Origin of the sequence: Corynebacterium amycolatum, from assembly GCF_016889425.1 — a bacterium.
GTDB lineage: Bacteria > Actinomycetota > Actinomycetes > Mycobacteriales > Mycobacteriaceae > Corynebacterium > Corynebacterium amycolatum.
This window is the reverse complement of sequence record NZ_CP069513.1, coordinates 2,205,985-2,226,156: the sequence shown is the minus strand read 5'-3', so window position 1 is coordinate 2,226,156 and position 20,172 is coordinate 2,205,985. Positions and strand designations below refer to the sequence as shown.

Here is a 20,172-nt window from a genome sequence, read left to right as displayed (position 1 = left end):
GATAACGAGTGTCCCTGTCCGCTGCAGAGGTGGCCGCTGTTGCGGCTCACCCGGAGTGGCTAGATGAGGCCGACCAACTCGCGCTTACTAAAAAGTCTCTGATTGCAGACTCCGCGCATCTACGCGGGCACTGTGGCGAGTTTGGTCGCGCGGTCATTGAAGTCGCAACAGCTCGGCGTTCGGCGGTCAGCAAACTGCCAGGGGACTGGATTTTCTCTTCCGAAGCAGCGCAACAGGCCACGCCCTTTGTCGTCGCGCTGGCTCGCGCTCGTAGGCTTTCGCATCTCGGTGTCGAAGCAGTGGCCGATGTGACCTGCTCCATTGGTACTGAAGTGGCAGCGATTGACCACGAGGGTCTGACCGTTGTCGGGTCTGATCTCGACCTTGCACGGCTGGACATGGCGCGGCATAACGTCGGCAAGAACATCTTCGCGCAGGCCGATGCTTTGCAACCGGCCTTTGACGTACCTGTCATTGTCGCTGACCCTGCACGCCGTTCCGGTGGGCGTAGGATCACCAACCCGGAGGATTTGCTCCCGTCGCTGCCGGCGCTCATAGCCGCCTGGCCAGATAGAGAACTAGCTATCAAATGCGCGCCGGGGCTCGACTTCAGCGAGTGGAGCGGGGAAGTAGCTGTCACTTCGGTTGACGGTGCGGTCAAGGAGGCGTGTCTATATACGCCGGGGCTGGTCAGAGTTACCGAGGGGCAATCCGTAACGCGGTCGGCGATGGTTGTCCAGACCGTCGATAAGCACAGGCCGTTAGAGTTGTCGGCGGTGAACGTGCAGACATACGACGACACCATGCCTGACGACATCGACGTACGGGCGGCCGGTCGGTACATCATTGACCCGGACGGAGCAATCGTGCGCGCCGGGCTGGTGCGGCATTTTGCGGCGGCACATGGGCTGTGGCAGCTCGATGAACGGATTGCGCATCTTAGCGGTGATGCGTTGCCACAGGGCATTGCCGGGTTTGAAGTTATTGAGCAAGTGAGCTTGAAGCAGGTTCGCAAGGCGCTGGCGGCGTTGGATTGCGGGACGGCGGAGATTCTCGTGCGCGGTGTGGATGTGAACCCTGACGTGTTGCGCAAGCAGTGGAAGCTGAAAGGTGCCAGGGCATTGGCGGTGGTGATCACGCGTATTGGGCGGAGCGCGACGGCGTTTATCTGTGAGCCTCGAGAGGTCGGTTAAGGACCGCGTTACGACGGAAAATTGGTGGGGGTAGCCTGTTGGGGATCGGTGTTTGCTGTTGGCGAATACCACGGAGACAACTGCGATCGGTTGCGTATTATTAACCTCTGACATGCGGAAATGACATGTTAGCGGGTGGGGTGGGCTCGTGGCGTGAGAAAAAATTTAAAAAAATAACGACATTGTTATCTGGATCACCTTCGCATTCCCGACAGGTTCTGTTATCTTCAACACAGACGACCTAGAGCGTGGCCTGGTTCACTTTATTGTGAGGTGGCTTGCGAAGTAAGGTCAGATAAACGTTCACCAGTAATCAACCAGTAAGGACGACAGAAAAATGCCGAACATTGTGGTTCTGGTCAAGCAGGTTCCGGACACCTGGTCCGAGCGTAAGCTCACCGACGACAAGTTTGTCCTCGATCGTGAGTCTGCAGACGCAGTTCTCGACGAAATTAATGAGAACGCTGTTGAGGCTGCCCTGCAGCTGAAGGAAGAACACGGCGGTAACGTTACCGTCGCAACTGTTGGCCCGGATCGTGCCATCGAGGCACTGCGCAAGGCTCTGTCCATGGGTGCTGACGACGCCGTCATTCTTTCGGACGACGCACTTGAGGGCTCTGACGCAGTCCAGACTGCATGGGCTCTGTCCAATATCATTGACACCCTCGAGGATGTTGACCTCATCATCACCGGTAACGCCTCCACTGACGGCGGCACCGGTTCCGTCCCGGCTGTCCTCGGTGTCTACCGCGACCTCCCGGTTCTGACTCACCTGCGCTCTGTGGCTATCGAGGGTGACTCCATCACAGGTGAGCGCGAGGTTGAAGACGGCATCTACCAGCTCAAGGCATCCCTGCCGGCAGTCGTCTCCGTCACTGAGAAGGCAAACAGCCCGCGCTTCGCATCCTTCAAGGGCATCATGGCCGCTAAGAAGAAGCCGGTCACCGAGCTGACCCTGGACGATGTTGCTGCTGAGGCAGAGCAGGTTGGTCTCGAAAACGCTGCTACCGGTGTCACTGGCTCCACTCCGAAGCCTGCTAAGACCGCTGGTGAGCGCATTAACGATGAGGGAGACGGCGGCGCCAAGCTGGCCGAGTACCTCAAGGCCCAGAAGTTCATCTAAGGCGCTTGACGCGAATAGAAGACAAATAGAGATACAAGTAGGAGAAAGATCACTATGACCGACGTCCTCGTTCTCGTCGAGCACGCAAATGGCGAGCTGAAGAACACCACCGCTGAACTGCTGACTGCTGCTTCCGCATTCGGCACCCCGGCCGCAGTTGTCGTGGGCACCCCGGGTACCGCTGCTGGCTTTGCAGAGACCCTGGCTTCCTACGGCGCTGGCGAGATTCTCGCTGCTGAGTCGGACGATGCCGCTAAGTACCTGATCACCCCTGAGGTTGACGTTCTCGTCGGCCTGGCCTCCGAGCGTGAGGTTCCGGTGCTGGTTTCCGCTTCCGCAACCGGCAAGGAAATCGCTGGCCGCGTTGCAGCACTGACCGGTTCCGGTCTGCTGTCCGACGTTGTTGCCATCAACGACGACGCTTCCGTTAAGTACTCCATCTTCGGTGGCGAGTACATCGTCGACGGTGTCGGCTACGGCGCATCCCCGGTCTACGCTCTGCGCCCGGGTTCCGTTGACCCGGAGGAGAAGTCCGGTTCCGCTGACGTCACTGAGATTGCATTCCCGGAGATCGGCAACAACGCTGTCGAAATCGTTTCCTTCGCACCGGCTGAGGGCGGCGACCGTCCGGAGCTGACCGAGGCTAAGCTGGTTGTTTCCGGTGGCCGCGGTGTCGCATCCGAGGATGGCTTCAAGAACGTTGTGGAGCCGCTGGCAGACGTTCTCGGCGCTGCTGTTGGTGCTTCCCGTGCCGCTGTTGACGCTGGCTACTACCCGGGCCAGTTCCAGGTCGGCCAGACCGGTAAGACCGTTTCCCCGGACCTCTACCTTGCTCTGGGTATCTCCGGTGCAATTCAGCACAAGGCCGGTATGCAGACCTCCAAGACCATCGTCGTGGTCAACAAGGACGAAGAGGCTCCGCTGTTTGAGATTGCTGACTTCGGTGTCGTCGGTGACCTGTTCGACGTTGTCCCGCAGGCTATCGAGAACCTGAAGTAATACGCACTTGCCGTAAGGCTGCTAGCAACTACCCGCTCGGGGTGGGCACAGATTTCCACGTCTGTTCCCGCCCCGAGCGTTTTTGTATGGGACGGTTTTTATTCGCCACTGATCTCACCCGATGTGGTGAGAGGACCTCGGTGATGGTGCGTAGTGAGTTTTAGGCGTGCCCGGCGTTATACTGCCTGCATGTCTAATGACCGCAATGTTGCCGCTCCGCGTAAAAAGAGTGGCGTGAATTCTTCTGCGAAGACGCGCCACTTTGTGGATCATGCCGCCACCACACCACTGCGCCCAGAAGCACGCACGGCAATGGTCGATAACTTGGGTTTGACCAACCCATCGGGGCAGTACACTACCGCTCGCGTTGCTAAGAAAGTTCTGGAGGAGTCGCGCGAAGAAATAGCGGAGCTGCTTGGTGCCGACCCTATTGAGGTAGTTTTTACCTCTGGGGGCACGGAGGCTGACAATCTGGCAGTTTCCGGCTTGTACTTCAAGGCGACAGGTTCAGACATTGTGGTTCCCCCAATTGAACACGACGCAGTGTTGAAGACCTGTCGTCATTTGGAGAAGGAACACTGGGCGCGGATTGTCCCAGCCCCGGTGGACTCTACGGGAAGGGTGGATTTACAAGCCTTTCCCACGCTGGACAGAAACTCCACTGCACTGGTGACTTGTATGTGGGCCAACAATGAAACAGGGGCTGTACAACCGATTAGTGAGATTTCAGCGCTCGCTAGAAAAGCGCGGGTTCCTTTCCACATTGACGCTGTGCAGGCCGCTGGTCATGTGCCTATCGATTTTCATTCTTCGGGTGCCGCGACGATGGCAATCTCAGCCCATAAGTTTGGCGGACCCCGCGGCATCGGAGCGTTATTAGTGCGCCGGGATATAACGCTATGTCCCCACAACAACGGTGGTGGCCAGGAGCGCGGATTGCGTTCCGGTACCCAGGATGTTGCATCGGCAGCGGGGATGGCGGCCGGTTTGCGCGCGGCGGTCTCTGACATGCAAGCCGAACATGACCGGGTCAAGAATCTCACTGAACAGCTGACTCATGCGATTGCCGGCATTGACGGTGCAATCGTGCACACAACTCAGCCGGCATTAGCTGGTCACGTATATGTCAGTTTTCCCGGTGCAGAAGCAGATAGCCTCATTATGCTTTTCGACGCTGCTGGTATCGATTGCTCGACCGGTTCGGCATGTAGTGCAGGCGTTAATCGTCCTTCTCATGTGCTCTCAGCCATGGGCGTGAGTGAGTCCGAGGCGCGTTCTGCCATCCGCTTTACGCTGGGGTGGACCTCGACGCAGGACGATGTCGATGCCGTTATCGCAGCACTGTCCGAAACAGTGATGCGAGCACGCAAGGCCGGCATGGCGTAGTAGTTGTTTGGTCTCACGGGCGCGGGGTCACTACGGCGGATCACTACAGGTCCGCTCAACGATGGTACGGTGACACGAGCTTTCCAACGGTGGCAAAACTAGGTGTACAAATCACAGAAAGGATTCACTATGCGTGTTTTGGCGGCTATGAGTGGTGGCGTCGATTCTTCGGTGGCAGCTGCTCGCGCATTGGCAGCAGGACACGAGGTTGTGGGTGTGCACTTAGCCCTGTCGAAGGATCCGCAGTCCGTTCGCGCTGGCTCCCGGGGTTGCTGTTCACTGGAAGACTCCGGCGACGCGCGACGGGTATGCGACGAATTGGGGATTCCGTTCTATGTATGGGACTTCTCCGAGCGCTTCAAAGAAGAGGTCATGGACGACTTCTACGACTCATACGAACGTGGCGAAACCCCCAACCCCTGCCTGCGCTGCAACGAACGGATTAAGTTCGCAGCCCTGTTGGAACGCGGTCTGGCGCTCGGCTTCGACGCGGTGGTGACTGGTCACTACGCTTTGCTTGGCGACGATGGTCTGTTGCGCCGTGGCCGCGATATGAAAAAGGATCAGTCCTACGTCCTTGGAGTGCTCGACCGTGAGCAACTCAACCACTCCCTTTTCCCGGTCGGCGATACTGAAAAGCCCGAGATCCGCGAAGAAGCGCGCGATATGGGGCTGGGCACGGCAAATAAGCCAGATTCTTACGATATTTGTTTCATTCCGGATGGGAATACCCAGGCTTTTCTGGGCGCTAAAATTGGGCGTCGGCCGGGCCTTATCGTTGATAAGGAGAGCGGCGATACCGTCGCTGAGCACGATGGTGTTTATGGGTTCACCATCGGCCAGCGCAAAGGCATTGGCCTGCCCGGGCCTATGGCTGACGGCAAGCCACGCTATGTCACTGGAATCGATGCGGATACCGCAACGGTGACCATTGGCACTGCCGAAGATCTGAAGGTCAATGTGCTGCAGGCGGACCGAGCTATTTGGTTGGTTGAGCCTTCGGAGGTTGTGGCAGCGGCAGATGCAGGGAAACTACAGGTGCAGGTACGTGCCCACGGTCAGCCTGTGGACTGCACTGTCGACGTTAAGGCAGGTCCAGAGGATGCACTCACCGGCCGAGGTGGTGCTTTTGAGCTAAAGCTCTCCGAGCCGCTTCGCGGTATCGCTCCAGGCCAGGCGGCGGTGCTGTATCACGCTGATCCGGCCGGAGACTATGTGCTCGGTTCTGGCACGATTATTGCTACTTGTTAATTCCTCATTCAGGAGAGCGCGTTTTCCGTGACATCTTTTGTCGGCTTAGGCCCCATGCCGGGTATCGATCCCCGTGCAGCAGCAGAGATCATTATAGGTGAATGCTTGGACGGACATGTAGCGCTGCCGCTACTTCCTGCGCGCGGCCTCGGTGCTGATTTGATTGGCCGCACGGCTGTACTCATGGCCGACCTGAACGTGGATAGGGGAGCGCGCAGCTGGAAGATAGCTGACAGAGTCGGCCGGCTTCAATCCCGGGCCCGTGATTTCCTCGCTCGAGACATTGATGCCTGCGAAGAACTGTGGGAAACGGCGCCTCAGCTGGTTCGCCTGGTAGCAGCTGGCCCCTGGACTATGGCAGCTTCCGTGGAAACTGCCGGTGGCAGGTTAGTGGCAACAGACCCTGGTGCAGTTTCCTACTTCGCCGAATCTCTGGCTGCTGGCCTCATCGACCAGGCTGCCGATGTGCGACGTCGCTTTGATTGCGCCGTGGAAGTCCTTCTCGTTGAGCCGATGCTCAGTGCAGTTGCCAGCGGGACAGTACGCGCCCCTTCAATGATGCTTGGTATCAACGGCTACCTTCCAGCTGTCGGATCGCGTGAGATCGCCGAAGAGTACCGCCGTCTCACGTCCGAATTGCTTAACGATGGAATCGAGACCGCAATCGCCGTGGAGAAAATTGAGGGTGTGGAGCTCAGCGCAATTGCAGACTCCGGTGTTACCGGGCTGTGGATTCCGCATACTGAACTCTCGACGAATGCAAACCTGGACTTTGTTGCTGCGGCGGTCGATAAGGGAATAGAGCTGCAGCTTGGCATCGTGCCCGTGCATGTAGCGGAGCGGGAAGAGTTTACCGGAGCAGCTATCGGTAGCTCTCCGCGTGGAGTAGCTGAGCAGGCTGCACGGTTGTGGGAGGAATTGGGGTATTCCCACCAGAACCGCGCAAGCAAACTCTCCATTGCCCCAGTGTCAGGGTTTGCGCACAGCGACGTTGATGAAACTATTGCTCAGCTTCGTGCGGGTCGGGAGACAGCTGAGTTGATGCGTCGCGCTGCGGGGGATTTGTAGCCTGCGCGGTAGCGGAGACCAATATCGCTTCCACAGCTTCTTCATGCCACGCAATGTAGGTATCCAACTGTTCGTCGTTAAGCGAAAGTGCCTCTACGGCAGTGACGGCGGAGTTGACAATGTTTTGGATTGTGCGTGCGACGAGATAGCCCTGAGATTCGGCGAGGCTGTCGAGCTTAGTGATTGCCACGACGAGAATGTCATGCAGTTCCGAGTGAATCGCACCGATTTCGCGCTGTGCATCTTGGTGAAAGTGGTAGGAAAAGACAGCGGTGCGCCACGCGTGCTTTGAGTCGCTGGCCATACTGATGTTGGCGCGGACAAATGCGCGAGCTGCGGAAATAGGGTCCTTTGCCTCTTTCACGGAAGTGCCGACGGTGGCTTTCCATTCGGGGAAGTCGCGTAGGACCAACGCTGCGACCAGATCATCGACAGTGTTGTAGTAGCGATAAAAACTGGACCGAGCAATTCCGGCTTCCTTTGCAATCTCACCCACCTTAAGGGGTGCCTCGATGTCGCTAAGTGTTTGTTTTGCGAGCAGGCTGCTAGCGGCATCCATCAGCTTTTCATTGACTTGTCGACGGTGTTCGACAACGGTGGCCGCAGAAATTCTAGGCATGGCGAAATCCTCGGATTCTGAGAAGAAATGGAGCGTTCGTTTCTCTGATTTTATAAGTCACGGTGTTCTCATAATCTCAGGAACTGGAGACAATCCACAAGAAAATGCAGATAATCACCTAGAAAGGACACCCGCGTCATGTATCGGCGATTCAACGCCGCTTTATTTGGCACTAAACGACGCATGTGGCTCACCATCGTCGTGTCGTTGCTGGTAGTGGGGCTTCTGTCAGCAGTAGCGCCCTCTGTGGAGGACGTAAAGACGAATTCCGGCGACGGTCCGTCGGAAACTGCGCAGTCAATGGAAGCGAAGAAGCGTCTCCGTGAGGCATTTCCCACCGAGCCAAATCTTCTGCCTGCCGTCGTAGTGTTGACCTCAGACTCGGCAAAGACCACTGAGAAAGCCGCGCACGACGTTCTCGCTGATTTAGCTGAGCGGGACGGGGGTTTTACTCGGGCGCCGATTAGCCCCGTGTGTACCAGCTTGGGAAGCCAGGTGCTTCGTGAAGGCAAGTGTATCCCGGGTTCACCGGAAGGAACCCGCAGCGAGGATGGAAAGACCGTAACCATCGTTGTCCCCACGGTGGGCGATGCTACTGAGAAGTCCTACCGCGATGACATTGATGCACTGCGCGAGGATATCGCCGCCATTGCAGATAATGCTGACAAATCCGGCAACGTGGAAACTCACCTCACCGGCCCAGCGGGCATCGTCACCGATACCGTGAAGGTCTTTTCCTCTGGTGACCGGGTGCTCATGCTCGGAACCATTCTTTTGGTGCTAGTTATTTTGCTACTAGTTTATCGTTCGCCAGTACTCGCGGTCCTGCCGTTGTTGGCCGTTGGTGTTGCAATGCAGCTGGTACAGAGCGTCGGCGCGTTGCTCGCAGATACCGGTGCCATTGAGATCAGCTCGCAGACCGCATCGATTATGACAGTGTTGCTCTTCGGTGTCGGTACTGACTATGCGGTGATTATCAATGCCCGCTACCGTGAAGCACTGGCTACCCAGCGAGAAAAGGGGCAAGAGCTGGACCGTAATGCTGCAATGGTGGATGCAATGGGGCGTACTGGCGAGGTTCTCGCTAGCTCCGCAGGCACCATCATCCTGGCAATGATGGCGCTGCTATTCACCAAGTCGCCCGCGTTGCAAGGCTTCGGCCCGTATCTCGCTATCGGTGTCGCTTCAATGGCCATCGTTGCTGCCGTGTTCCTGCCGGCGTTGTTCATTGCGGTGGGCAAGGCTGCATTCTGGCCGGGCGGATATGACAAGGCACTCCAGCGAGTCGACTCGAAGATGTGGACGAAGGTCGCCAATACCGTCGACAAGAAGCCAAAGGCTGTTCTAGCCGCAGGCCTGGCACTGCTGATTGTGATGTCGCTGGGGGTCTTGAATTACAAGGAGTCTTTCAACTTCCTCACTGGCTTCCGCGTGGATACCGACTCGGCGGCGGGGCAGGAGCTTGCGGCCCGCGATATTGGTGCGGGCGAAATTGCCCCGACTACCTTGCTTATCGAAGGGAAGAATCTCGACTTGCCGCAGCTGCAGCAGGCCGCTGAAGAGGTGGCAAAGAAGGATTCTGCGGATATCGCCCGAATTAGTGTCACTGCCCGTGATGTCACCGATGACGGTGAGACGGCACACATGACTGTTGTGCTCAATCAGGATCCATACATCATAGAATCCATGGAAGCTCTGGAACCCATCAGCAATGATGTGCGCGATGCACTGAAGACGGCTGGTGCTTCCGCAGACACGACAGTGACTGCCACGGGCGAAACCGCTGAGCTTAGCGACGTCCGCGCTGAGCTCGATCGCGATATCAAGATGCTGGTGCCAGTGATGATTGTCATCGTGGCAATTGTGTTGGCAGTGCTACTCAAATCCCTACTAGCGCCGCTGTACTTGGCAGCGACACTGTTGCTGTCGTTCGTCGCCACGATGGGGGTAACCGTCCTAATTGCACTGAATATTCAGGGAGATGAGGGCATTGGTAACCGCGTGACTTCCTACATTCTGGTGTTCTTGATTGCACTGGGGGTGGACTACACCATCTTTGTGATGAGTAGGCTGCGGCAGGAGCTGAAGCACCACGATATGCGTGCGGCAATGAAGATTGCCGTTGCCCGAACTGGCGGCGTGGTTTCATCGGCAGGTCTGATTCTGGCAGCTACCTTCGCAGTGCTGATGACTCAGCCAATCCGTGAGCTCTACCAGTTCGGTTTGGGCCTGGCACTTGGTATTTTGCTGGATACCTTCGTGGTCCGCCCCTTCATTGTCCCGGCCATTGTCCGCCTGATTGGTGACAATGCACTGTGGCCAACAAAGCCGAGCAAGTTGCTCGCCGAATCAAAGGAACAGCCGCGGGCAGAAATAGTGTCAGCCGAACACTAGTGGGCAGTGGCTAACCAGCCCTTCCGTGTGCAAGTACGGTGAGCCGACCTTAAGCGTCAGTAACGTCGGTCGGCCACCCGAAAGTGAAGTTAGATACGTCGCGGCCTTTGTCTGCCAGCCAACGCTGCAGGTTCTTCTTGTACTGGTAGTACGCGACAGCTTGCAGCTCCATGAGTTCGTCTCCCGATTTTTCGGTCAATTCACGGTAGTGACGCGCCATCACCCACGCGATGCGCGCGGCGGCGAGAGCATCCTCGGTGGCATCATGTGCCCCGTCTAGCCGCACCTGATAGTGGCGGGAGACATCAGTTAGAGTGCGCTTTTCACGGCGATCAGGATCGAAGTAATTGTCCAGCACAAAAGGATCGACCACGAGCCCGTCAACAGTAAAACTGGGGTCTTGCGAGCGAAGTACGGTCAAATCATAGGCCGCGTTGTAGGCCACTACAGTCAGACCATCGCGCCAGGCAGCTCGAAGACCCGCAATGGTATCCGCCAAAACTTCATCATGCGGACGCCCCTCCGCGCGAGCTTTTTCAGTGGTGATGCCGTGCACATCAGACGCAGCTTGCGGAATTTCGACACCGGGATCGGCGAGCATGATGGTGGAATCTTTGCCCTGCTCCGTCAGCCGGACCAATGCGGAAGTGACGATTTTGCAGGTACGGGGGTCCGTGCCGGTAGTCTCCAGATCAAACGCGAGCATGCGTCGCGGATCGAAATTATGCATGTCTCAACTGTAGCGGAGAGCACGGATTCACTGACGTGACAGGAACGGGTCAAGAGAATTTCAGTTCGACCGGCGCATCCGGGCAATGACATAGAATGAGCGACGTGACTTCCTCGACCGATGAGAACTCCGACCTGTCAACCTCCGATTTGTCTTCGTTTTCCAGCGCCCCCGCCTCCGAACCAGCGCCGGCGGACGTCCGGGAGAATTGGCAAGATCTAGCTACTCGCATTCGTGAAAACGCTGCGCTGTACTACACCGCACAGCCGGTTATCTCCGATGCTGAGTACGACGAGATGTTCCGTCAATTGCAGCACTTAGAGGAGCAGTGGCCCGATCTGGTGGTGCCGGACAGCCCCACGCAGCAGGTCGGTGCGCAGGTCGAAGCGCCTGCCGACGGCGAAGTGTTCGAGCCCGTTGAGCATCTCGAACGCCTCTACAGCTTGGATAATGTTTTCGATGAGCAGGAACTGCGCGACTGGTTGGCCCGCACTCCGGCCAGCACATACCTGACTGAGCTGAAGATCGATGGCCTGTCAATTGACCTGGTCTATGAGAAAGGTCGCCTTGTCCGGGCGGCCACCCGCGGAGACGGCCGCGTGGGGGAGAACGTCACCGCTAATGCGCGCACCATCGAAGATATTCCGCATGAAATCAGCGGCGAGAACATCCCCGACGTGCTCGAGGTACGTGGTGAAGTCTTTATCTCGTTGGAAGAGTTCGAACGCATCAATGCCGACCGCGTCGACGCAGGCCAGAAGCCGTTCGCGAACCCGCGTAACGCAGCTGCGGGTTCACTGCGACAAAAGGACGTTGCAGAAGTGGCAAAGCGCCGTTTGTCCATGATTTGCCATGGAATTGGCCATATCGAGGGATGGCGTCCGCAGTCCCAACACGAGGCCTATCGGGCTTTGGACGAGTGGGGCTTCCACGTGTCGCCGTATACAAAGCAGGTTCATTCCGCGGACGACGTCGTCAAGCAGATGCAGTACTGGGGAGAGCACCGCCACGATGCTATCCACGAGATGGATGGGCTTGTGGTCAAGGTTGACTCCCTTTCCGAGCAGCGCGCGCTGGGCGCGACCTCGCGGGCGCCACGCTGGGCGATTGCGTATAAGTACCCGCCAGAAGAGGTCACGACGGACCTGCTGGACATTCGAGTCTCCATCGGACGAACTGGTCGTGCGACGCCATATGCCGTCATGAAGCCAGTCTTTGTGGCGGGATCGACGGTCGAGATGGCGACGCTACACAACCCTTCTGAAGTGCACCGAAAGGGAGTGCTCATCGGGGACCGCGTGACCATCCGCAAGGCCGGTGACGTGATTCCAGAGGTGCTCGGTCCCGTGGCCGATCTCCGAGATGGCAGCGAGCGAAAGTACATTTACCCGACTCTGTGCCCCGAGTGCGGTACTCGTTTGGCTCCGGCAAAGGACAGCGATGCCGATTGGCGTTGCCCCAATACCCGTTACTGCCCAGGTCAGCTGCGTCGTCGTATTGAATTCCTCGCCTCTCGCTCCGGGTTTGATATTGAAAACCTGGGGGAGAGGGGTGCTGCCGACTTGATTCATCGCGGCGTGCTTGACGACGAGTCCCTGCTCTTCGACCTCACCGAGGAAGATTTGCTCGGCACTGAGGTCTACACCACGGCTTCGCGCAAAACGCTGAATGCCAATGGTAAGAAGCTGCTGGCCAATATTGAGGCAGCCAAGGATAAAGAGCTGTGGCGTGTATTGGTCAGTCTGTCTATTCGCCATGTGGGCCCGACGGTAGCGCGGACCTTGGCGCAGAAGTTCGGCTCGATGGAGGCGCTGCGGGCTGCGAGCCGTGAGGAGATTTCGGCGATTGACGGGATCGGTGAGATTATTGGCGATTCCGTAGCCGATTGGTTCGAGGTGGACTGGCACCGCGAGGTTGTTGAGCGCTGGGAAGCTGCGGGTGTGCGCATGGCCGATGAGGTCACCGATCGCCCAGATCAGGTGCTAGAGGGATTGACCGTGGTAGTCACCGGCTCTTTGGAGGACTTCACACGCGATAGCGCGAAGGAAGCCATTATCTCCCGTGGTGGTAAGGCCGCGGGGTCGGTATCGAAGAAGACCGACTACGTGGTGGTTGGCGAAAACGCCGGCTCCAAGGCCACAAAGGCCGAGGAACTGGGCTTGCCCATCCTCGATGAGGATGGGTTCAAGCGGTTGCTGGAAACTGGTCAGGCCTAAATCTTGGTCTCTTCTAGCTTCCAGACCTCGTTGGCGTAATCGCGGATGGTGCGGTCGGAGGAGAAGCGGCCCGAACGGATGATGTTCAGGAAGCACTTCTTGGCCCACGCCAGCTCGTCGCGGTAGTCCTCGGCCATGCGGTCACGGGTTTCGCGGTAGTCAGCGAAGTCGCCGAGGACGTAGTAAACGTCGGCCGGCTCGTACCCGTTGGACTCTAGCAGCGAGAAGTGCAGGTCGTGGAACATTCCGCTGCCACCGTCATCAAAAGTGCCGTCGACAAGCGAATCGACAGCGCGCTTGAGCCCCGGCACCGTTTCGTAAGTGCCACGCGGGCTGTAGGTGCGGCGCAGCTCCGGCAGTTCCTCTTCCAGCGCACCGAAGATGTAGGCGTTCTCTTCGCCGGCGGCGTCGACGATTTCGACGTTTGCACCGTCCATGGTGCCCAGCGTCAGTGCGCCATTCATCATGAACTTCATGTTCGAGGTACCCGAAGCCTCCTTACCGGCAGTGGAAATCTGCTCGGAGACGTCGGTGGCTGGGATGATGTGCTCTGCCGGGGTGACGTTGTAGTTTTCAACGAAGGCGACCTGCAGGCGACCGTCCATGTCCGGATCGTTGTTGATCTTGTCCGCGATAGCGTTGATGAACTTAATGATGGCCTTCGCGCGAACGTAGCCTGGGGCGGCCTTGGCACCGAAGATGAACACGCGCGGTGGCACGTCCAGCGCTGGGTCTTCCTTGATGCGGTAGTAGAGATCCAGGATGTAGAGCGCGTTGAGAAGCTGGCGCTTGTACTCGTGCAGACGCTTAATCTGGGTATCGAAGATGGCGTCCGGGTTCACCGAAATACCCTGGCGGTGCTCCAGCCAGGTGGCGAAGTCCTTCTTGTTCTCGTGCTTGATGTCGAGAATCTCACGCAACACGGCCTCGTCGTCAGCAAACTTTTCGAGCTCAGCGAGCTTGTCCAGGTCGGTGACCCAGGCATCCGAACCCGACAGGCGAGTCAGCAGTGCCGACAGGCGCGGGTTGCACTGGTTGAGCCAGCGGCGCGGGGTGACTCCGTTGGTCTTGTTGTTGAAGCGCTCCGGCCAGATATCGTGCCAGTCCTTCAACGTTTCGCGCTTAATGATTTCCGTGTGCAGGGCAGCCACACCGTTGATGGAGTACGCAGCGTAGCAGGCGATCCACGCCATGTGGATGCGGCCGTGGGAAATCGGCGCCATGTAGTCAATCTTGCCCTGGTCGAAGCCGCGCCCCGCCAGGTCTTCGCGGAAGCGGCGGTCGATCTCACGGGTGATCTCCAGAACGCGACCGAAGAGACGGTCAAAAATGGAGTATTCCCAGGTCTCCAACGCTTCTGCCAGAACGGTGTGGTTGGTGTAGGCGAAGGTGTTGGAAACGACGTTCCAGGCGTCGTCCCAGCTCATATCGTGCTCATCCAGGAGTAGACGCATCAGCTCTGGGATCGCGAGCACCGGGTGGGTGTCATTGAGCTGAATGGAGTTGTACTTGTGGAAATCGCGCAGGTCCTCGCCGTGATTCTCGATGTAAGAATCAATCATTGTCTGCAGCGAAGCCGAGACGAAGAAGTACTGCTGGCGAACGCGCAGCACCTTGCCGTCATAGGTCGAGTCATTCGGGTAGAGCACGCGGCACAGGTCATGGACGCGCTCCCGTTCGACAATGGCGTCGGTGAAACGCTGCGAGTTGAAGGCGTCATAGTCGAACTCACGCATTGGCTCCGAGTGCCACAGGCGCAGCGTGCCGACGTTATCGGTGCCGTAGCCGGTAATTGGCATGTCATATGGAACAGCGCGCACGACCAGGTCATCAAAGGTGACAATCTTGGACAGTTCCTCGCGACGAATGACGAAGGGGTAGCCCTCTTCCATCCACGGATCCGGGTGCTCATCCTGGAAGCCGTTTTCAAAGCTCTGCTTGAACAGACCGTAGCGGTAGAGGATGCCATAACCGGTCACCGGCAGATTCTGCGTGGCACAGGAATCCAGGAAGCAGGCGGCCAGACGACCCAGGCCACCGTTACCGAGAGCGGCGTCGTGTTCGGCCTCGAGCACGTCTGTCAGATTCTTGCCGTACTTTTCCACCGCAGCGGAGGCCTCATCCACCAGGCCTGCATTGAGCAGGTTGTTCAGCAGGGCGCGACCCATGAGGAACTCGGCGGAGAAGTAGTGCTGCTGGCGGGTAGCAGCGTATGCCTCCGTGGTGCGCTGCCAGTTGTCCGCTAGGTCATCGACAACAACCCGTGACAGACCGGACCAGAATTCCATCTCAGTGGACGACTGGGGGACACGGCCGGATTCGGCACGAACGTGGGATCCGACGAGGTCACTCAAGTTCGACATCAAAGAAGCTCCTTATTGACTGGTATCATTTCCAGACTTTACCGCTAAGCGTGAATCACTGCGCTCCATAGGGGAGGAGCCATAGGGTAAGAGCTTCGAGCAGAAGGGAGCAGCCCACTAGTCGCTGCTAGTCGATAATCGCGCCGACAATCGTGCCAATACGTCCCAAGTGCTCAACCTCACTTGGCAGGAAGTCCGGCCCGCCGGGCCGGCCAATAACGAGAACCAGACCCTCGCCCATTGGAGTAGCGGCAATGGAGGAGTCCATAACCGTCCAGTCCTCCGGCAGCCACGTTTCTTCGTCCGGATCCAGGTTTCGTGGCGAGTCAATCGGGGCTTCCGGCAGAGTCCGGCCGTTATCCTCTGGAGCAGCGGTAGAGGAAGCGCGACGCACCCAGTGGCCATCGCTCTGTTCGCCGAGGACGATAGCCCAGCCTGCAGTCATAGTCTGAGGCAGGCCGTCGACGACATCTCCGAGGGCACGATCCAAGTTCTTCGTGTGCTGTGAGAACTTGGCCAGCAGCGCAATCTGTCCGCGGCGGTCAACCGAGCCGGAGAAAGGTCTAATTGAATCGACTTCCACTCCGCTAATGGACTGAGCCGCTGTAATCAGTGTGTCTGGGAGCAGGCCCATAGGCAGGTCAACCACGATGTCGTCGACAACAACGCCATTAGCGCCGTAATCTACGACGTCGACACTGCGAATATCACCTTCTACTTCGCCCAGGGCAGCCGCGACGTAGCCAAGTGCGCCTGGTTCGTCGGGAAGCTGGATGCGAAGGAGGTAACTCATGGCTGTGTGTACAACCTTTCGAATAATTGAGAGTGATTCTTGCGGTGTAACTATAGAAGTAGTGATTTAGGTTACAGGGTAAACCTCTGAAATGTAAGACCCTGCGGACAACGACTCAACGATAACGACTACTGTTGGCAAGTACAGCCCGCTCGCGCGGTTCAAAATCAGTTTCAACTAAACTTCTGTGCACTAGCTTCGTACGAAGAAATGAAAGGGGTACTAGCGTGCCAGCTATCTCACGCGATGAGGTCGCACACCTAGCGCGATTGTCCCGTCTGGCTCTGACTGACGCGGAACTCGACGAGTTCGCCGGTCAGATCGACGGCATTATTAACCACGTCCAGGCCGTTCAAAAGGTGGCTGCGGATGATGTGGAACCGATGAGTCACCCCTCTTCGCTGTCCGGTGTGATGCGCGAGGACGTCGTCAAGCCGACGCTGACTGCGGAGCAGGCGCTGGACCAGGCGCCGTCGCAGGACCGCCAGCGCTTTGAAGTTCCCCAGATTCTCGGCGAGTAGGAGTACGTGGAAGAAATGACTGCAGCTAACCCGAATCTGCATGCCGCTGTTGCTGAGGACCCGATTCTGGGGCTGAGCGCTTTCGAGCTCGCACAGAAGATTCACGCTCGTGAGCTGACCTCGGTAGAGGTCACCCAGGCGTTCCTCGACCGTATCGCGGCAATTGATGAGGACATTCACGCATTCCTGCACGTCGGTGCCGAAGAGGCCCTGGCTGCAGCTCGCAAGGTCGATGAGTCGCTGGATGCTGGCGAGGAGCCGGCCTCCGCGCTGGCCGGTGTTCCGCTGGCACTGAAGGATGTCTTCACTACCACCGATGCGCCGACCACCTGTGCTTCCAAGATGCTCGAGGGCTACATGAGCCCTTACGACGCAACGGTTACTGCCAAGCTGCGTGCAGCTGGCATCCCAATCCTGGGTAAGACCAACATGGATGAGTTCGCCATGGGCTCGTCGACTGAAAACTCCGCTTACGGCCCGACTCACAACCCGTGGGATGTTGAGCGCACCGCAGGCGGTTCCGGTGGTGGCTCTTCCGCGGCGCTGGCTTCCGGTATGGCTCCGCTGGCTATCGGTACTGACACCGGTGGCTCGATTCGTCAGCCAGCAGCTCTGACCGCAACGGTCGGCGTGAAGCCGACCTATGGCACGGTATCCCGCTACGGCCTGGTCGCTTGTGCCTCCTCGTTGGACCAGGGTGGGCCGACCGCGCGAACCGTTCTGGACACCGCGCTGCTGCACGAAATCATTGCTGGTCACGACGAGAATGACTCGACTTCCACGGAGCAGCCGATTGCCGATGTGGTTGCTGCTGCCAAGGAAGGTGCTACCGGTGACCTCACGGGGGTTAAGGTCGGCATCGTCAAGCAGTTCGACCGCACCGAGGGTTACCAGGCCGGCGTACTGGACAGCTTCCACGAGGCCGTCGACAAGCTTAAGGAAGCTGGCGCAGAGGTGGTCGAGGTCGATTGCCCGAACTTCGACCACGCACTGAGCGCGTACTACCTGATTCTGCCGTGTGAGGTCAGCTCCAACCTGGCTCGTTTCGACGGCATGCGTTACGGCCAGCGTGTTGGTGATGACGGTTCGCACTCGGCCGATGAGGTCATGGCTATGACCCGTGCCGCTGGTTTCGGCGATGAGGTTAAGCGACGCATCATCATCGGTACCTATGCGCTATCGGTCGGTTACTACGACGCCTACTACATCCAGGCACAGCGCGTCCGTACCCTGATTCAGCAGGACTTCGAGCGGGCCTTCGAACAGGTGGATGTCCTGATCTCGCCGACCACTCCGACCACTGCGTTTAAGTTGGGCGAGAAGGTTGACGACCCGCTGAGCATGTACATGTTCGACCTGTGTACTCTGCCGCTCAACCTGGCCGGCATGTGTGGCATGTCCGTGCCGTCGGGCCTGGCTGAAGACACCGGCCTGCCGGTAGGCCTGCAGATTATGGCTCCGCGCCACGGTGATGATCGTCTGTACAAGGTCGGCGCTGCCTACGAAAAGGTTCGCGGCTCGATTGCATAAAAGCGTTCAATAAGCCTTAGTCGGTTTTCTGCAACCGTCGTTTTCTCACTGAAGTGGGAGAGCGGCGGTTGTTGTCGTGTCGGGGAGAGTTTCATACATGCGCAGGAACGCAAACATGGAGAGAGTTAGATTTAAAAACCCACCGCGGTTTATGCCGTGGATCTATGGGCTGGTCATTGTCATAGCCATTGCCGTCAGTCTGGTCGCTGCGGTGGTCTTCGGCTCGGCGGATATCACCTGGTCCACCACGATACAGGTCATCTCGCATCACATCTTCGGCACTGAGCTCGATGAATCTGTGCCCGCCAGTTCGGACACCATCATCTGGAACCTCCGCGCTCCCCGGGGAATTCTCGCAGCGATTGTAGGGGCGGGGCTAGCTGTCTCCGGTGTGGCTATGCAGACATTGGTCCGTAACCCGTTGGCAGACCCGTATCTGCTAGGTATTTCTGCCGGCGCCGGCGCTGGTGCGACCGCGGTGATTATCTTTGGTGCTTTCTCCGGTAGCCCCATCGCGCCGCTGACATTCGGCGCACTCCTCGGTGCAGTCATGGCCACCCTCGCAGTCGGTGCTTTCGCCACTGCAGGCGGTGGGCTGACTCCGCTGCGCTTGGTGCTCTCTGGCGTTGTGCTCTCCGCTGCGTTTTCCGCGCTGAGTAGCTTCATGGTCTTCGCTGGGCCAGACCCGAGGGCCGCGCAGTCCGTGATGTTTTGGATGCTGGGCTCTGTTGCCGGTGCGACATGGCTGAAGACGCTCTTCCCGCTCATTGTCCTCATCGCAGTACTGTTGTTTTTCCTGGTCAAAGCCCGTCATCTGGATGCGTTGGCAACTGGTGAGAGCACTGCAGCGGCCGTAGGTATTGACGTTTCTCGGCTACGCACACAGGTATTTGTGCTCCAGGCTGTCCTCGTTGGCACGCTTGTTGCGGTCTCGGGTGGCATCGGGTTTGTCGGCCTGGTGATTCCACACTTGACCCGCATCTTGGTAGGGGCCACACACCGCGTTGTCCTACCGGTTGCTGCACTCATGGGTGGACTGTTTCTCATCTGGGTGGACATCATCGCGCGCGTAGTGGGCGGAAGCCAGGAAATGCCGCTGGGAGTAGTCACGGGATTGGTTGGTGCACCACTTTTCCTATACCTCATGAGCCGTTCGCACTACAGCTACGGAGGTGCCGAGTAAATGAGCGCCCCACAAAAATCTGTACTCGCCGCTAAAGATGTGCGCTGCGATATCGCTGGGCGCACCATTGTCAGCGGAGTCAACCTCAACTTCGGTGCAGAACCCATGACCGCCATCATCGGTGTTAACGGCGCGGGCAAATCCACGTTGCTGCGTGCGCTCGGTGGAATCACGAAACCGGCCACGGGCGAGGTTGAGATTAACGGCAAATCGATGAGCTCAATCAGCTCGAAGCACCGCGCCCGCGATCTGGCTTTCGTCGCGCAGAACGAGGTTCCACCCGCCGAAATGCGCGTGCGCGACTTTGTCTCCCTGGGGCGCTTGCCCTACCAGCGCCTTTTTGGTGGCAACACTGCCGAGGACAATTCCCACGTCGACCGTGCGCTGGAGCTCGTGGGGTTGGAAGCGGTTGCGCAACGCCTGTGTGGGCAACTCTCGGGTGGGCAACGCCGTCGCGTGTGTCTGGCGCGTGCCATCGCCCAGGACTCGCCAATCATGCTTCTCGACGAGCCCACTAACCACCTCGACGTGCGCCATCAACAATCCGTCCTCCGTCTGGCCCGCTCCAGCGGAGCGTGTGTCATTGCCGCGATCCACGACTTGGACCTGGTGATGAACCACTTCGACCGCGTCATCGTGGTCGCGGACGGCGGTATCGCGGCCGACGGCATTCCCACAGAAGTGCTTACCCGCGACTTTGTCGCCCAAATCTTTCAGGTTGAATCCTGTCAGCTCAATTCCCCCGCTGGCCGCCGCCACCTCGCAATCGATAGCGAGCTGGATGCTGTCACCATCAACTAGGA

At 58.2% G+C, this 20,172-nt stretch carries 16 protein-coding genes; 12 read left to right on the top strand and 4 right to left on the bottom strand.

All coding sequences use genetic code 11. The features are described 5' to 3' along the window. Positions 1 to 8 precede the first annotated feature (8 nt). The 6 genes from I6J19_RS09765 to I6J19_RS09740 all read left to right on the top strand — a co-directional run bounded on the left by I6J19_RS09765 (position 9) and on the right by I6J19_RS09740 (position 7,020). Positions 9 to 1,193: a THUMP-like domain-containing protein gene (locus I6J19_RS09765; RefSeq protein ID WP_038628511.1), complete on the top strand. Its 1,185-nt coding sequence runs from the start codon at positions 9 to 11 to the stop codon at positions 1,191 to 1,193. A gap of 337 nt (positions 1,194 to 1,530) precedes the next feature. Further along, the gene (locus tag I6J19_RS09760; protein WP_038628514.1) at positions 1,531 to 2,316 is read left to right on the top strand and encodes an electron transfer flavoprotein subunit beta/FixA family protein; all 786 of its coding nucleotides are present in this window, start codon (positions 1,531 to 1,533) and stop codon (positions 2,314 to 2,316) included. Positions 2,317 to 2,370: 54 nt separating this feature from the next. Beyond that, the gene (locus I6J19_RS09755; RefSeq protein ID WP_038628515.1) at positions 2,371 to 3,315 is read left to right on the top strand and encodes an electron transfer flavoprotein subunit alpha/FixB family protein; all 945 of its coding nucleotides are present in this window, start codon (positions 2,371 to 2,373) and stop codon (positions 3,313 to 3,315) included. Between the two features lie 189 nt (positions 3,316 to 3,504). Then, positions 3,505 to 4,701, top strand: a complete 1,197-nt coding sequence (locus tag I6J19_RS09750; protein ID WP_081914012.1) for a cysteine desulfurase family protein — start codon at positions 3,505 to 3,507, stop codon at positions 4,699 to 4,701. A gap of 129 nt (positions 4,702 to 4,830) precedes the next feature. Continuing rightward, on the top strand, positions 4,831 to 5,952 hold the full coding sequence (gene mnmA, locus I6J19_RS09745; protein ID WP_038628517.1) for a tRNA 2-thiouridine(34) synthase MnmA: 1,122 nt from the start codon (positions 4,831 to 4,833) through the stop codon (positions 5,950 to 5,952). Positions 5,953 to 5,979: 27 nt separating this feature from the next. After that, on the top strand, positions 5,980 to 7,020 hold the full coding sequence (locus I6J19_RS09740; RefSeq protein ID WP_038628519.1) for a uroporphyrinogen decarboxylase/cobalamine-independent methonine synthase family protein: 1,041 nt from the start codon (positions 5,980 to 5,982) through the stop codon (positions 7,018 to 7,020). Here I6J19_RS09740 and I6J19_RS09735 read toward each other — a convergent pair. Next, positions 6,953 to 7,639, bottom strand: coding sequence for a TetR/AcrR family transcriptional regulator (locus I6J19_RS09735; RefSeq protein ID WP_052155599.1), 687 nt, complete (start codon positions 7,637 to 7,639; stop codon positions 6,953 to 6,955). The two genes, I6J19_RS09740 and I6J19_RS09735, sit on opposite strands and share 68 nt — an antisense overlap. A 183-nt stretch (positions 7,640 to 7,822) precedes the next feature. Between I6J19_RS09735 and I6J19_RS09730 the strand changes: the two genes are divergently transcribed. After that, positions 7,823 to 10,033, top strand: a complete 2,211-nt coding sequence (locus I6J19_RS09730; RefSeq protein ID WP_224792295.1) for an MMPL family transporter — start codon at positions 7,823 to 7,825, stop codon at positions 10,031 to 10,033. Positions 10,034 to 10,082: 49 nt separating this feature from the next. Here I6J19_RS09730 and I6J19_RS09725 read toward each other — a convergent pair whose 3' ends face one another. Continuing rightward, entirely contained in the window at positions 10,083 to 10,763 is a 681-nt protein-coding gene (locus I6J19_RS09725) for a 3'-5' exonuclease (RefSeq protein ID WP_038628522.1), read from the bottom strand. Positions 10,764 to 10,858: 95 nt separating this feature from the next. Here I6J19_RS09725 and ligA point away from each other — a divergent pair, with 95 nt between their 5' ends. Further along, positions 10,859 to 12,979: an NAD-dependent DNA ligase LigA gene (gene ligA / locus I6J19_RS09720; protein ID WP_141745475.1), complete on the top strand. Its 2,121-nt coding sequence runs from the start codon at positions 10,859 to 10,861 to the stop codon at positions 12,977 to 12,979. Here ligA and I6J19_RS09715 read toward each other — a convergent pair. Together I6J19_RS09715 and I6J19_RS09710 are read right to left on the bottom strand one after the other, a co-directional pair. After that, positions 12,976 to 15,342, bottom strand: a complete 2,367-nt coding sequence (locus tag I6J19_RS09715; protein WP_038628524.1) for a glycogen/starch/alpha-glucan phosphorylase — start codon at positions 15,340 to 15,342, stop codon at positions 12,976 to 12,978. The genes ligA and I6J19_RS09715 overlap by 4 nt on opposite strands. A gap of 127 nt (positions 15,343 to 15,469) precedes the next feature. Next, on the bottom strand, positions 15,470 to 16,135 hold the full coding sequence (locus I6J19_RS09710; RefSeq protein ID WP_038628526.1) for an ACT domain-containing protein: 666 nt from the start codon (positions 16,133 to 16,135) through the stop codon (positions 15,470 to 15,472). Positions 16,136 to 16,362: 227 nt separating this feature from the next. Here I6J19_RS09710 and gatC point away from each other — a divergent pair, with 227 nt between their 5' ends. From gatC to I6J19_RS09690, 4 genes are all read left to right on the top strand, one after another. After that, the gene (gene gatC, locus I6J19_RS09705) at positions 16,363 to 16,656 is read left to right on the top strand and encodes an Asp-tRNA(Asn)/Glu-tRNA(Gln) amidotransferase subunit GatC (protein WP_005509328.1); all 294 of its coding nucleotides are present in this window, start codon (positions 16,363 to 16,365) and stop codon (positions 16,654 to 16,656) included. A 15-nt stretch (positions 16,657 to 16,671) separates the two neighbouring features. Further along, on the top strand, positions 16,672 to 18,186 hold the full coding sequence (gatA, locus tag I6J19_RS09700) for an Asp-tRNA(Asn)/Glu-tRNA(Gln) amidotransferase subunit GatA (protein WP_049181171.1): 1,515 nt from the start codon (positions 16,672 to 16,674) through the stop codon (positions 18,184 to 18,186). A 115-nt stretch (positions 18,187 to 18,301) separates the two neighbouring features. After that, the gene (locus I6J19_RS09695) at positions 18,302 to 19,369 is read left to right on the top strand and encodes a FecCD family ABC transporter permease (protein WP_371199669.1); all 1,068 of its coding nucleotides are present in this window, start codon (positions 18,302 to 18,304) and stop codon (positions 19,367 to 19,369) included. Continuing rightward, entirely contained in the window at positions 19,370 to 20,170 is an 801-nt protein-coding gene (locus I6J19_RS09690) for an ABC transporter ATP-binding protein (protein ID WP_038628530.1), read from the top strand. Positions 20,171 to 20,172 lie beyond the last annotated feature (2 nt).

Coding starts and splice junctions, on each gene's coding strand:
- I6J19_RS09710 (WP_038628526.1), bottom strand. CDS start 16,135: ATGAGTTACCTCCTTCGCATCCAGCTTCCCGACGAACCAGGCGCACTT.
- I6J19_RS09735 (WP_052155599.1), bottom strand. CDS start 7,639: ATGCCTAGAATTTCTGCGGCCACCGTTGTCGAACACCGTCGACAAGTC.
- I6J19_RS09695 (WP_371199669.1), top strand. CDS start 18,302: ATGGAGAGAGTTAGATTTAAAAACCCACCGCGGTTTATGCCGTGGATC.
- I6J19_RS09730 (WP_224792295.1), top strand. CDS start 7,823: ATGTGGCTCACCATCGTCGTGTCGTTGCTGGTAGTGGGGCTTCTGTCA.
- I6J19_RS09725 (WP_038628522.1), bottom strand. CDS start 10,763: ATGCATAATTTCGATCCGCGACGCATGCTCGCGTTTGATCTGGAGACT.
- I6J19_RS09750 (WP_081914012.1), top strand. CDS start 3,505: ATGTCTAATGACCGCAATGTTGCCGCTCCGCGTAAAAAGAGTGGCGTG.
- gatA (WP_049181171.1), top strand. CDS start 16,672: ATGACTGCAGCTAACCCGAATCTGCATGCCGCTGTTGCTGAGGACCCG.
- I6J19_RS09760 (WP_038628514.1), top strand. CDS start 1,531: ATGCCGAACATTGTGGTTCTGGTCAAGCAGGTTCCGGACACCTGGTCC.
- I6J19_RS09715 (WP_038628524.1), bottom strand. CDS start 15,342: ATGTCGAACTTGAGTGACCTCGTCGGATCCCACGTTCGTGCCGAATCC.
- I6J19_RS09690 (WP_038628530.1), top strand. CDS start 19,370: ATGAGCGCCCCACAAAAATCTGTACTCGCCGCTAAAGATGTGCGCTGC.
- I6J19_RS09755 (WP_038628515.1), top strand. CDS start 2,371: ATGACCGACGTCCTCGTTCTCGTCGAGCACGCAAATGGCGAGCTGAAG.
- mnmA (WP_038628517.1), top strand. CDS start 4,831: ATGCGTGTTTTGGCGGCTATGAGTGGTGGCGTCGATTCTTCGGTGGCA.
- ligA (WP_141745475.1), top strand. CDS start 10,859: ATGAGCGACGTGACTTCCTCGACCGATGAGAACTCCGACCTGTCAACC.